Below are 13,286 nucleotides of genomic sequence, written 5' to 3' on the forward strand. Positions count from 1 at the left end.
TCGCCCGGCTTTGGTTCCTTCAGTCGATGAAAACGCCGACACTTGCGGCGCGCCCGGCGGAATCGATGACGGTCAGTTTCGAATAGCCGCCGCCATCGGGCAGCCATTGCTGGGTGCGACGGCGCGAGAGATCGGGTAAGGGCTTGCCGTTGGCGAGCCACCGGAAGGGCGCGCGGCCGCCCTGCAGCTTCAACAGCAGCGGCGACAGGTCGCCTCCCTTTGCGCCGAGATCGATATGGGCGCCCTCGGGCGGATAGACGATCAGCGGCGCGGGCTCGCGGCCGGAGGCGACGAGCAGGCCGCTGGCATTCAGCGCAAAACGCCGCTGGCTGATCGGCAGCTCCGACTGTGCGATGCGCACGGCGCCCGCCGGCGGGCGGGGCAGGGGCGTCGTGGCGAGGCCGGATTTGGCAAAAGCCTCGAACAGGATCGGCGCGGCGGTCCCATAGCCGGTCAGACCGGGCACGGCGCTGTTATCGGGCCGGCCGACCCAAACGCCGAGCACGTACCGGCCGTCATAGCCGACCGACCAGGCGTCGCGATAGCCGTAGCTCGTGCCGGTCTTGTAAGCGATGCCGCGCTGCGGCGCGCCGGCGGGAGGAATGACGCCGGAGAGAATATCGGCGACGTTCCAGACCGCTACCGGCTCAAGCAGCGGTTCGCCGTCGAGCTTGCCCGGTGTGCCGGTGACGCCGTCGCCGAGCCGTACCGGCTGGCCGCGATTGGCGAGCGCTGTATAAAGCTGCACCAGATCCTTCAGCGTGATGCCGACGCCGCCGAGACCGATCGCAAGGCCCGGCGTTTCATTCGGCGGCAGGGCCGGGCGCACTTCGGCGCGGCGTAAGCGCACCAGCAGCCGCGACGGCCCGATGGCGTCGAGCAGCTTGACGGCCGGCACGTTCAAGGAGAGCTGCAAGGCCTCGCGCACGGTGACGTCGCCCTGATAGCTCATGTCGAAATTGCGCGGCCGGTAGCCGAAGAAATCGGCCGGCCGGTCTTCGATGATCGTCTCCTGGGACACGAGGCCCTGTTCGAAAGCGAGTCCATAAATGAAAGGCTTCAGCGTCGAGCCAGGCGAACGGTTGACGCGTGTCATGTCGATCCAGCCGGAACGGCTGGCGTCGAAATAATCGGCCGAGCCGACTTCGCCGACGATCGCACCGGTCTGGGCATCCGCCATCACCATGGCGAGCGAAAGCTTCGGCCCGAGTTTCGTCGTCGCGGCGCGGGCGACGGATTCCAGCCCCTGTTGCACCTGCTTCTTCAACGTCGTCTGATGCTTGAGGACCAGAGGCTCCTTCCGCAATGCGGCTTCGCCGACATGGGCGGCAAGGGCAGGCAGTTGCAGGCGCCGCGGTGGAATGGCGACCGTTTCGGCCCGTTCCGCCTCACCGTCGCCGACGGCCTCGGCCACTGCGACGCGGTCGAGCACGCGCTTGCGCGCCTCCTGCGCGGCCTTGAGATTGCGGTCCGGACGACGCCGTTCCGGCAATTGCGGCAGGGCGACCAGCAGCGCCGCCTCGGCCACTGTCAGGCGGCGCGGCTCCTTGCCGAAATAGGCAAGGCTTGCGGCGCGCACGCCCTCAAGGTTGCCGCCATAGGGGGCATGGGTAAGATAGAGGTCGAGGATCTCTTCCTTCGACAGCCGCCGTTCGATCTGCACGGCGCGTGCCAGCTGCAGAAGTTTTGCTGAAAACGAGCGTTCCGTGCGCGGCTCGATCAGCCGGGCCACCTGCATCGAGAGCGTCGAGGCGCCGGAGACGATTCGGCCGTTGCGGACGAACTGCAGGCTGGCACGCCCGAGCGCCAGGATATCGATGCCGCCGTGATCGTAGAAACGCTGATCCTCATAGGCAACAAGCATGCGCAGGAATTGTGGATCGACATCGGCGACCACAGTCTTCAGCCGCCAACGGCCCTCCGGGGTCGCAAAGGCACGCAGCAGCTGCCCATCGGCATCCAGCACCTCGGGTGAAACCACCGCCGCCTTGTCGAGCGGCGGCGGAAAGGTCCGGTCGGCGGCGTCGAGCGCGAGCAGAGCCGCGCCGGCAAGCAGGATGCCGGCGGCGGAGCCGATCGCGAACTTGTGCCACAGCCTCATTATTGTGCTGCTACGACCTCCATCTTGCCGGTCGCCGTGCGGGCCGAAAGCTCCGGCCGGTACATGTCCTCGACGCTTGCTGCCGGATGGTCGTAAGTGCCGGGGGTGACGGCGCGTACGACATAGGCGACGTTGAATTCACGCTCCTCGCCCGGCGCACGGTTGAAGGCGGCGACAAAGCGGTCGTAGCGGAATTCGGTATGGGCGGCTGATATTTCGCCGATCCAGTCGAAATTCGTCATCTGGGCGCTGTCGACGAGGTTCGGATTGTCGATCTCGAAGCCGGCCGGCAGAAGGTCGGTGATGACGATGCGCGACTGCCAGTCATTGGTCTCGCGCACGTGGATGACGACCACGTAACGCTCGTTCTGCTTCGCCTCGCTGATATTGGCCTCCTCGCCGTCGAGCGTGTAATAGCTGCGCTCGATGAGGAAGCCGTCGCCGCCGGCCGGCAGCGGCACGGTGGGGGCGGCAACGGTGGTGACGACAGCCGAGACGGAGTCGTTCGTCTGGTTGGTCAGCGTCAGCGGATGATCGGCGAGCGCATCGCCGGTCATGCGTGCCATATAGGCGCCGCTATGCGCCGCGCCATTGACATCGATCTTCAGGCCGTCATCACCGCCCTGGAGCGCGCGCGCTGCAAGCAGCATCCAGGCCTCTTCCTGGGTGCTCTTGTATTTGCTGCGGCCCCATTCCTTGGCAACGGCCTTGGCGAGATCCGGGATGACAGGTGGCACCGGCCGGCTCTCGGCGGCAAGCGCCAGGATCGCAGCACCGTCGCGCAGGATCGTGCCGTAGTCGGTGCGCGAGAGGTTCACGCGCGACACCATCGATTGCTGCGACATCTGCAGCGCGTCGATGAAAATGTTCTTCGAACGCTGGGCATCGCCGTAGAGCGCCAGTGCGGCGGCGATATGTGCCTTGGCGAGCGGCGTCGGGAAGTCGTTGATCATCGTATCGGCGTAATAACGCAGATCGCTGATCGCGGCCTTCTTGTTGCGGGCGAGAACATAGATGGCATAGGCGATCTGGTCGCCCTGGCCCTTGATGTCGGTGGTGTAGGAGAGGTTATTCTGTAGGTTTTCGAGTGCCTGCACGAAGGCCTTTTCCGGCACGTCATATTTCATTTCGCGGGCCCGCGTCAGGAAATCGGTGACGTAGGAATCGAGCCAGACGTCACCGGAATCCGGACCCCAGAGGCCGAAGCTGCCGGCCGAGGCCTGGTAGGAGAGCACACGATAGATCGCGTCCTGTACGCGCTTGCGCACGTCCTCGTCGTTTTCGATGCCGGCCTGCTTCGCCACTTCGGCGAAATAGAGCAGCGGCAGCGCCCGGCTGGTCGTCTGTTCGGCGCATCCGAAGGGGTAGCGGTCGAGCGTCATCAGCAGCGCCGGAATGTCGAAGGCCGCCGAACGGGTGACATTGACGCTGATCGAGGCGCCAGGCAGCACGCTGTCGGCCAGCAGGTTCTTGTCCACCGTCAGCTTGGCCCCCGGCTTCAGTGCCAGCACCCTGCGCTGGGTGATCGGCAGGGATGCCGGACGGACCGGCACGTCGACGACCTGGTCGAGCGAAAGGCCGGAGGCGTCGGAAAGGTTGATCGAGACGCTGCCGGCGCCCGGCTGTTTGCCGATGAGCGAAAGCGTCAGTTGGGATTTCGCGCCGGCTTCGAGGCGGATCGTCTGCGCGGCGGATCCGTCTTCGATGCCGACCGCGTCATTGCCGGTCAGCTGCAGCTTGTAGTCGCCGGCCGGCGCATCGGTATTGGCGATCTCGAGGCGCAGATTGGCCTTGTCGCCAGGAGCGAGGAATTTCGGCAGGCTCGCCGTCACGACCACGGGATCGCGGATGATGACATCCTTAACGCCGTGGCCGACACCGGTCTTCGACCAGGCGACCGCCATGACGCGCGCCGTGCCGTTGAACTGCGGAATGTCGAAGGAGACTTTCGCATTGCCCTCGGAGTCGAGCTTGACCGGGCCGGAGAAGAAGGCGACGAGCTTCTGCGTCGGCGGGCTTGCCTGCAGCGCAATGGCGCCACCGTCGCCGCCGGTCCTGAGCTTGCCGGTCGCGCCCAGCGAGCCGTCGATCAGCCGGCCATAGAGGTCGCGGATCTCGAGACCAAGCTGGCGCTGGCCGAAATACCAGTCTTCCGGGTTCGGCGGTTCATAACGCGTCAGGTTGAGAATGCCGACATCGACGGCGGCAACCGTGACGTAGGCATCCTCGTTGGCGCCCGCGCCGGTCACCTGCAGGCCGATATCAAGCGTTCCGCGTGGCAGCATCTTTTCCGGCGTATCGAGCTTGACCTGCAGCGCGCGCTGTTCGGGATCGACCTTCAGCCATTTGATGCCGATCGAGCGCATCGGCATGTGGCTGTCCTGGGCGTCGCCCGGGCGGAAGAGCGTTGCCGTGACATAGGCGCCGGCGCCCCAGTCCGCCGTGACCGGGATGTCGATCTCGCCGCCGGTCTCACCGATCGTGGTATTCTGTACGGCGACGAGCTTTTCGGTTCCGGCCGTCACCATCAGTTCGCCGCCATAGCGCGACGTGACTTTCAGCTTGGCAGTTTCGCCGATCTTGTAGCTGTCCTTGTCGAGGGCGATTTCCAGGCCGTCCGGCGTTTCGGTCGACGTCGAGGCGACGAACCAGCCGGCGTCGAATTCGACGCTGGAGGTCGGGCCGTCGGCGTCAGGGCTTTCCACTTCGAGACGGTAGCGGCCCCAGGTCACCGGCACGGAAATCTTGCCGCCGTCCATCGTTGCGTCGACACTGCCGTTGGAAATCTGCTCGGCGGTATAGACCGGCTCGTATTTCCAGGCCGTCCCCTCGCGATACCATTGGTACTCGCGGTTGAGGCTGTAGAATTTCCAGCGCAGGCCCTTCGTCTCTTGCTTCTGTCCGGCGGCATCGACGCCGATCACCGTGAAGTTGGCGACGGAATTCTCAGGCAGCTCGTCGGAAAATTCCGGCTTGATGCCGATCGAAGCGCGCTCGTTCTTCACCGGAAGGACAAGCGAGCGCTCGATGGCGCGCCCGCCCGCTTCCTGCATGCGGATATAGACGGTGGCGTTGAGCAGCTGCGTCGTTGCCGGCAGGTCGCCGACGGTGAGGTCGGTCGAAGCTTGCCCGTTTTCGTCGAGCTCCGGCAGCCCGTCGATCGGCAGACGCGAATCTTCGTTCGCCTCCTCGTCGGCAAGGCCGAAGAAGAATCCCTTATAGGCGGCGCTCTCACGCGTCGGCTTGACGACAACATCGCCCTCGAGCGTCAGGCCGACGGCCGGAGCGCCGTAGAGATATTTGCCTGAGATCGTGATGTTCGCCGGCGTATCCGGGCCGATCTCCTTGGCCTCGGTCTTGATCTCCATGTCGGTGCGATCAGGCACGAAATCGTCGACCAGGAAGCTCTTGCTGGCGATCGCGCTACCCTTCGGATCGGTGTAGATGTTCATCGTCCAGGTGCCGCGCATGGCGTTTTCCTGGGTGGCGAAATCGACGGAATAACCGCCGAGATTGCTGGTCTGGCTGACGATCCGGCGGTCTTCGACGCCATCCGGGCGGCTGAAGATGAAGGTCAGCGGCAGATTCTCGATGGCATTGCCGTCGGTGTCGCGGGCAAGCGCCTGAGCGTGGACCGTTTCGCCAGCGCGATAGATGCCGCGTTCGGTAAAGGTCAGCACGTCGATCGCGCCGGGCGAGGCGCGGCCGGTGACGCCGCGGTCGGAGAGATCGAAGCCGGCGCGTGTCATGTCGAGAAAGACATAGTCCGAGGCGCCGTTCTTCGCGGTAATGACGGCAGGTGTCAGCGCCGCCGTGCCGCGGATCAGGCCGGCGGTGAAGATGGCGCGGCCGTTTTCATCGGTTGTCGCCGTGCCGAGCACCTCATTATTCTTGGCCAGCAGCTGCAATTCGACGTCTGCTATCGGTTTTGCCGAGGCGAGCGAACGGGTGAAGACGTTGAGGCCGTCGGTGCCGGCATAGGTGCTGACGCCGATATCGGAGACGAGGAACCATTGCGTCGCCTGCGAATCCCATTCCTGCGCCGGGCCGTTCCCCGCCGTTGCGGTCATCACGTAGATGCCGGGCTTGCGTTCGGGCAGCGCCTCGTCCACCGGGAAGCTGGTGATGATGTCCTTGTTGAGCTCGTTGGCGATCTCGATCGAACCCTGCCAGACAAGCTCGCCGCTCTGATCCTGGATGTTCTGGGCGCTGTAGCCGTCGAGCTGGCTCAGGAACTGCGAGTTGGTCAAAAGCGGCGCGATTCCGCGATCGCCGATGCGGTAGAGCTTGAGATTGGCCGAGGTCAGGTTGACCGAGACGATCGGAATGCCGCGGCGCGCCGTCGAGGGCAGCACGAAGCTGTCGCCGGTGAAGCGCACCATCTGGCTGCGATCCTTGATATAGACGTCGATGGTAACAGGCGCATCGAGCGTCTCGTCGACCGATGACGGCAGGCCGGTGCGGAAGGCGATCTTGTAGGTCTGGCCGTGTGTCAGGCCCTCGACGCAGATCTGCTTGTCCTTCGTCTCGACCGCCTTGGGCGCCTCGCCGTTCAACGTCACGAAGGGCGTGTAGTCGGTGGTCTTGACCAGCGCCTCGGAGAAGGTGGCGCAGGCCCGCGGCGTCGCGCTGTCGGCGTCGACCGTGTGTTCGGTGATGCGGAAGCCTTGCGTCGATTTGAGCTGCAGGTAGGCGCTCTGCACCTCGTCGGAGGCAACCAGCGCCAGGCTCGCCTTGTAGGCGCCGAGCGCGGGGCGGTAATTGGCGTTTCGTTCGAGAGCGCTGGCGAGCACGGCAAGGGCCTCGGCGCGCTTGGCCTTGGTGCGCGTCAGCTCGTAGCCGTTCAGCGCATCGAGCACGGCCTGGCCGGTGACGCTGCTTTCCGTGCTGCCGAAGGAAATCGCGGCGCGGGCGGTTTCGAGCCAGAGATCGGCATCGTCTGGCGTGAGCGACAGCGCGCCGTGGAAGGCGATCAGCGCGTCGGTCAGGTTGTTGGCGGTCATGTCGAGACGGGCATTCGCCGTCAGGCTGTCGGCGCCCTGGCCCTGCTGGCCGTCGGTCAGGGCAAGATTGTCCCTGAAGTCGTGGGCTTGCTGGATCAGGTCGTTGGTCAGGAAGGTCAGGCGCGGTGCGGCGCCGATATCAGGTTCCTTCTGGGCTGATGTCTCGACGATTTTGCCGGCGATCGCGCCGGGGAAGGCGTTCATCGTCTTGAAATCGGATTTCAGGAAGCACCATTTCACCTTGGGATTGTAGGTGAAGGCCTTGCAGCTCTTGTCGCCGATGCAGGAGGTCTTGCATTGATCGAGCGAGACGTTCTGCTCGGTGCGAAGATCGAAGCCGAAGAAATCGGCGTCCTTGATCGTCTGAATGTCACGCTTCGTCTCCGCGGCGGCGGCTGGAAAGCTGACGGCGATCACGGACAAAAATGCGATGCTGGCGAAAGCAAAGAACGAGCGCACGGACATAGATTCCCCCCAAGGATACAGGCGATGCTGGCTCTGACCGGCGGCACTCTCCTCACTCCCCACGCGATTGTCAACTCAACTTGAGCGCTGTTTCAACTTCGCACTGGCACTTTCTTTTGGTTGTCACATCGGCGTGAGTGATCGCCTTGTGATTTGCCGCTTTTGCAAGGATGAGCAAGGATTTTGGACAACTCGCAGGAGGTCGCGCCATGTCCATATCTTCCCACCGCAGGAGCTTCGCTTCGCTCCTCGCCGCCGCCGTTGTCTTACTCGGTGCGAGTGTAGCCGCCGCCGAGGAGGCGGTCGTCATCCCGCCGCCCGATATCGACGAAACCGCCACATCGGGCACCGAGACCGCCATTTTCGCTGGCGGCTGTTTCTGGGGCGTCCAGGGCGTCTTCCAGCACGTCAAGGGCGTCGAGAGCGCCGTCTCCGGTTATGCCGGCGGCGAGGCGAAAACGGCGCAGTACGAAACTGTCAGCACCGGCTCGACAGGCCACGCCGAAGCCGTCGAGGTGCGGTTCGACCCGAAAAAGATAAGCTACGGCAGGTTGCTGCAGATCTTCTTCTCTGTGGCGCACAACCCGACGCAGCTGAATTTCCAGGGACCTGACCGAGGCACGCAGTATCGCTCGGCGCTGTTCGTCTCGAATCCGGAGCAGCGCAAGGTGGCCGAACGCTATATCGACCAGCTCGACAAGGCGCATGTCTTCCAGCAAGCGATCGTCACCAAAGTATCGGATGCCGCCGGCTTCTATCCGGCCGAGGCCTATCATCAGGATTTCCTGACGCTCAACCCGACCTATCCCTATATCGTCTATAACGACCTGCCGAAAATCGAGAACCTGAAGTCGCTGTTTCCGGCCGACTATCGCAGCCAGCCGGTGCTCGTCGGTAAGACCAAGGGCTGATCGGCCGGTCAGGGCATGATGTCGATCGGCGTATGGTCGGGAACGCGGGCCCAGATCTCACCCATTTCCGTATTGGTGACGGCAATGCAGCCATCGGTCCAATCCCACAGCCGATGGGCTTTTCCGAGCAGGCCCCAGCCATTGGGCAGCCCGTGGATCATGATATTGCCGCCTGGCGGAAAGCCGTTCACTTCAGCCGCCCGCTGCTCTTCTGGCTTCGGATAGGAAATATGCAGGCTCAGATGCGCCATCGACTTCTGATTGCGCCAGTCTATTTCGTAGCGCCCTTCAGGCGTCTTCTCGTCGCCTTCGCTTTGTTTGGGGCCTGCATCGGCAGCACTGCCCAGAGAAATTTGATAGGTCGCGATGGGAGCGTCGCCTTTAAGGAGAACCATACGGCGTTCAGATTTATAAACGCGAATAAGATCGGCGCGTTGTTCCATCGGCGCGGCCGGGGGCGGTGAGCCCGAGCCGATCCTCGCCATCACCTTGGTATAGGCGAAAAGGCCGACGGCCACGATGGCCAGCACGATAACCTTGTTTCTCAAGCCGATCCTCGATTCTCGAGCCAATGAATAATCATAACGTGTCATCGCGCCCTCAACCAGAGGTGCGCGCTCAAGATCGGCCATAGTTTACCTGCCCTGCCAGCGCCTCCTTAAGAATTAATTAACGTTAACAATAGCTTAAATCAGAAAAATCCCGTTTCACCGCGGAACATATCGTCAAGTTCGCCGTTACAACACTGAGTTTCGGCAGGCACAGCTGCTGAAGCGGATCCTTCTTTCGAAGTATGTGCGTAACAAGGGGACGTATCATGGCCACCAATGTCGTGCGGCGCTTGCAGCAAGATGAACTCATGAAACAGCGCGTCTTGATCGTCGAGGATGAATTCCTCATCGCCCTCGATCTCGGCGCGACGGTGGAAGGCATGGGCATGCAGGTCGCCGGCTTGGCGAATGATCGCGAACAGGCGCTGCAGCTGGCACCGTCCGCCGATATTGCCTTTGTCGACGTCAATCTCGCCGATGGCCCGACCGGGCCTGAGCTCGGCCGGCGGCTGGCGGAAGAATATGACATCGCCGTCGTCTTCATGACCGGAAATCCCGAGACCGTCGCCGACGGCGTCAAGGGCGCGGTCGGCGTCGTCCAGAAGCCGGTCATGCCTTCGGTTGTCGAACAGCTGGTGAAATATCTTGCCGCGCGCCGCGCCGGCATGTTCGCCGTCGTGCCGGCGCAGATGACGGTTTTTGCCTGATCAGCCGGATAGAGCTGTCAGCCGCGGCTCAGCTCCGAACTTCTCCGCCGCCGGTCGGCCATAGGCCCTGAGAAAGGTACGAACGGCATTGCGGGCCGCCTTTTCCAGTTCCGCGTCGGTCGGCGTTCCTCCGAAAAGTGTCATCATCTGCAGGTCGGCATTACTGAGCGCGACGAACTGCCGGGCGGCGACGTCGAAATCGTCGATGACAAGCGCTCCCTTTTGCGCCAGCCGTGCGAGAAGTGCGGAAAGCGCGGTCGTCAGCTTGCCGGGCCCGTGCTGGCGCCAGCTTTCGAAGAGATGTGGGTATCGCTCACCCTCCGTCTGCACCAGCTTGCGCAGGAACTTTCCGTCATGATTGCAGATGCAGTTCTTGTTGAGGCGGATGACGAAAGCCGTGAGGTCATCCTCCAGATTGTCGGCATTATCAGGGAAGGCCGACAATACGGAAAAGAGCATGGCATTGGCGCGGTTCATGACGTCCTCGACAACGGCGACGAACAGCGTTTCCTTCTCGCGGTAGTGATTGTAGATCGTCTGGCGGGAGACACAGGCGACGGCGGCAATCTCGTCGATGCTGGCGGCGGCAAATCCCTGGCGGCAGAAAACGTCGGCAGCGGCATCGAGGATTGACATGCGCTTGGCACATTGCCCGCGCTGGCTATGCCCCGTCATCCGGACTGCCGGTGTCATGCGATCGTTCATGAGAGCGAAGATAAGACGCCTTGACGTTTTAGACAATGGCGCCTAGTTTTACATTAGTGTCCAAATTTATTGACACGCCTGCTTCCCCGCCGAAGATATGAGCTCCCAACTTCGTCTTCGCGCGAACGATCATCATTGAACCCCCAAAGAGCACTGCGGCGAAACGACCATCCGGCGTCTTTGCTCGCGCTTTTATGAAAGATCACCATTATGACGGCTTCCTTCTTCCGCACGGCCCTCATTCTCGGCCTTTTATCGGCCATCGGCCCCTTTGCCATCGACATGTATCTGCCTGCGTTGCCTTCGATCGGCCAGGATCTGCATGCCGACAATAACGTCACCCAGCTGACCCTTCTCGCCTTCTTCATCTCCTTTGCGCTCTCCCAGCTCGTCTATGGTCCGATCTCGGACATGTGGGGCCGCAAGCTGCCGCTCTATCTCGGCATCGGCCTCTTCGCGCTAGCCTCGATCGGCTGCGCGCTTTCGACCGATATCGAGACGCTGATCGCCTTCCGTTTCGTCCAGGGCATCGGCGGTGCGGCCGGCATGGTCATTCCGCGCGCCATCGTCCGCGACATGCATACCGGCGTTCAGGCCGCGCGGCTGATGTCGCTGCTGATGCTGGTCTTCTCGATCTCGCCGATCCTGGCGCCGCTGACCGGCAGCGCGGTCATCGAGTTTTACGGCTGGCGCGGCGTGTTCTGGGCCGTGACAATAGCCGCCTTGATCGGCTTCGTCCTGCTCGCCACGCAGCTTGACGAGACCCGCCCGGCCACTGATCGCAGCGGCAGCGGCCTCGGGAGCGCCATGACGGCTTACCGGCTGCTGCTATCCGACCGCAATTTCCTGACTCTGACCTTCATCGGCGGCCTCGGCATTTCCAGCTTCCTCGTCTATCTCGCCAACTCGCCCTTCGTGCTGATTGAGCATTACGGGCTGACGCCGACGGAGTACAGCTTCGCCTTCTCGATCAACGCCGTGTCCTTCTTCGCGGTGTCGCAGGCAACGGGCTGGCTCGGCGAGCGTTTCGGCCTGGTGCGGGTCATGCGGATTGCCGTCAGTGCCTTCGCACTTGCCATGATCGTCATGGCGGTTGCTATGGCGGCGGGCTTCAATCAGCTGCCTGTCATGGCGAGCTTCCTGTTCATCGGCTACGGCTTTCTCGGCCTCGTCATCCCGACGAGCGCCGTGCTGGCGCTTGAGGATCACGGCGCGATCGCCGGCACCGCCTCGTCGCTGATGGGCACGTTGCATTTCGTCATCGCCGCCGTCGCCATGGTGATCTCGAGCCTGTTCTTCGACGGCACCGCCCTTCCGATGGCCGCCGGCATCGCCGTCTGCGCCTTTATGGCCTTGGTGTTGACGCAGGCCACGATCGGCCGCCGCGCCGCCACAGTCGCCGCTGAATGATCAGAAGGGGCCGCACCGGTCATCCGGTTGCGGCCACCAATCACGGTTGCGGCATCGAAGAAAATACTTCGCCCAATTGAATATTGGTTGATAGCGCTATCTAGGCGTTAACGACATTGTCATTGCGGAGAATATGCATGGTCGACGAGAAGCGGCTGATCTCGAAAATCACCTGGAAGCTGATGCCGTTTCTCGGCATCCTTTATCTCATCGCCTATATCGATCGGCAAAATGTCAGTTTTGCCAAGCTGCAGATGGTCGATGCCCTGGGCCTGAGCGAATATGCCTATGGTCTTGGCGCTTCGCTCTTCTTCATCGGCTATTTTCTCTTCGAGGTGCCGAGCAATCTCTTCCTCGACAGGCTCGGCGCGCGTGTCTGGTTCGCCCGCATCCTGGTCTCCTGGGGCCTCGTCACCATCGCGCTCGCCTTCACCCAGAACGCGGCGATGTTCTATATCCTGCGTTTCCTGCTCGGGGTCTGTGAAGCCGGCTTCTTTCCCGGCGTCCTCTATCTCCTGACTCTATGGTTCCCTTCGGGCTATCGCGGCCGGATGGTCGGCCTGTTCATGATCTTCAGCGCGATCGCCAATGCCGTCGGCGCACCGCTCGGCGGCGCGCTGCTCGATCTCGACGGCCTCTACGGCTTTGCCGGCTGGGAGTGGGTGTTCCTGGCGACCGGTATTCCGGCCGTCATCGCCGGCGTCGTCACCTTTTTCTATCTTCCCGGCCGGCCTGAGAATGCGAGCTTCCTCAGCCGCGAGGAGAGGAGCTGGCTGGAACGGAGGCTCGCCTCGGAAAATGCCGGCATGGACGAAAATGCCGGAAACGGCTTCAAGGCGCTCGTCGACCCGCGCGTCCTCTTGATGGCGCTCTGCTATATCGCCTTTCCGCTGTCGGCCTATGGGCTGAGCTACTGGCTGCCGACCATCGTCAAGGCCTTCGGCGTCAGCAACACGGTGAACGGTTTCCTCAACGTCATTCCCTGGCTGCTGGTCGCAGGCGCGCTCTATGCCGTTCCCGCCATGGCCGACAAGGCGCAATCGAAGACGCCCTATATCGTCATTCCGGCCTTCATCGGCGCCGCCTGCCTGCTGCTGTCGGCACTGATCCCGAACCACACGGTGCAATTCGCCTTCCTCTGCGTCGCCGCCGCCGGCATCTTCGCGCCGCAGCCGGTGTTCTGGAGCCTGCCCTCGCGGTTCCTGAAAGGAGCGGGTGCGGCGGCCGGACTTGCCGCCATCAATTCGGTCGGGAATCTCGGCGGCTTCGTCGCCCAGAACGTCGTGCCCTGGATCAAGGATGAAAGCGGCAGCACCATCGCGCCGATGTTCTTCCTCGCCGCCTGCCTTGCGGCCGGCGCCCTCTTGGTCTTCTTCGTCACGCGTCAATTGTCGAGCCGCGAAGCTGCGGCGGCACCGAGCCGGATCTGAGCG

Annotated in this window: 8 protein-coding genes; 4 read left to right on the forward strand and 4 right to left on the reverse strand. The window is 62.9% G+C overall.

The features are described 5' to 3' along the window. Positions 1-19: 19 nt before the first annotated feature. Together pbpC and GGI60_RS23655 are read right to left on the reverse strand one after the other, a co-directional pair. Entirely contained in the window at positions 20-2,101 is a 2,082-nt protein-coding gene (pbpC, locus tag GGI60_RS23650; protein WP_183919032.1) for a penicillin-binding protein 1C, read from the reverse strand. Then, entirely contained in the window at positions 2,101-7,569 is a 5,469-nt protein-coding gene (locus GGI60_RS23655) for an alpha-2-macroglobulin family protein (protein ID WP_183919031.1), read from the reverse strand. The genes pbpC and GGI60_RS23655 overlap by 1 nt, the downstream gene beginning before the upstream one ends. A gap of 209 nt (positions 7,570-7,778) precedes the next feature. Here GGI60_RS23655 and msrA point away from each other — a divergent pair, with 209 nt between their 5' ends. After that, positions 7,779-8,480 carry a peptide-methionine (S)-S-oxide reductase MsrA gene (msrA, locus tag GGI60_RS23660; RefSeq protein ID WP_183919030.1) on the forward strand — a complete coding sequence of 234 codons (702 nt, stop codon included), beginning with the start codon at positions 7,779-7,781 and terminating at the stop codon, positions 8,478-8,480. An 8-nt stretch (positions 8,481-8,488) separates the two neighbouring features. Here the strand turns inward: msrA and GGI60_RS23665 are convergent, their stop codons facing one another. Next, complete coding sequence (locus tag GGI60_RS23665) at positions 8,489-9,028, reverse strand: murein L,D-transpeptidase family protein (RefSeq protein ID WP_183919075.1); 540 nt, start codon at positions 9,026-9,028, stop codon at positions 8,489-8,491. 269 nt (positions 9,029-9,297) lie between these two features. Here GGI60_RS23665 and GGI60_RS23670 point away from each other — a divergent pair, with 269 nt between their 5' ends. Then, on the forward strand, positions 9,298-9,738 hold the full coding sequence (locus GGI60_RS23670) for a response regulator (protein ID WP_183919029.1): 441 nt from the start codon (positions 9,298-9,300) through the stop codon (positions 9,736-9,738). Here the strand turns inward: GGI60_RS23670 and GGI60_RS23675 are convergent, their stop codons facing one another. Continuing rightward, entirely contained in the window at positions 9,739-10,479 is a 741-nt protein-coding gene (locus GGI60_RS23675; protein ID WP_183919028.1) for a TetR/AcrR family transcriptional regulator, read from the reverse strand. A gap of 174 nt (positions 10,480-10,653) precedes the next feature. Between GGI60_RS23675 and GGI60_RS23680 the strand changes: the two genes are divergently transcribed. Together GGI60_RS23680 and GGI60_RS23685 are read left to right on the forward strand one after the other, a co-directional pair. Beyond that, positions 10,654-11,853, forward strand: a complete 1,200-nt coding sequence (locus GGI60_RS23680) for a multidrug effflux MFS transporter (protein WP_183919027.1) — start codon at positions 10,654-10,656, stop codon at positions 11,851-11,853. Between the two features lie 137 nt (positions 11,854-11,990). Beyond that, a complete protein-coding gene (locus tag GGI60_RS23685) occupies positions 11,991-13,283 on the forward strand; it encodes an MFS transporter (protein ID WP_183919026.1) in 1,293 nt (430 codons plus the stop codon). The last annotated feature ends 3 nt before the right edge of the window (positions 13,284-13,286 follow it).

This window comes from Rhizobium lentis, assembly GCF_014200175.1.
Lineage (GTDB): Bacteria > Pseudomonadota > Alphaproteobacteria > Rhizobiales > Rhizobiaceae > Rhizobium > Rhizobium mulingense.

Bases quoted from the DNA above. Each gene is read 5' to 3' on its own strand.
- pbpC (WP_183919032.1), bottom strand. From the start codon at position 2,101: ATGAGGCTGTGGCACAAGTTCGCGATCGGCTCCGCCGCCGGCATCCTG.
- GGI60_RS23655 (WP_183919031.1), bottom strand. From the start codon at position 7,569: ATGTCCGTGCGCTCGTTCTTTGCTTTCGCCAGCATCGCATTTTTGTCC.
- msrA (WP_183919030.1), top strand. From the start codon at position 7,779: ATGTCCATATCTTCCCACCGCAGGAGCTTCGCTTCGCTCCTCGCCGCC.
- GGI60_RS23670 (WP_183919029.1), top strand. From the start codon at position 9,298: ATGGCCACCAATGTCGTGCGGCGCTTGCAGCAAGATGAACTCATGAAA.
- GGI60_RS23680 (WP_183919027.1), top strand. From the start codon at position 10,654: ATGACGGCTTCCTTCTTCCGCACGGCCCTCATTCTCGGCCTTTTATCG.
- GGI60_RS23685 (WP_183919026.1), top strand. From the start codon at position 11,991: ATGGTCGACGAGAAGCGGCTGATCTCGAAAATCACCTGGAAGCTGATG.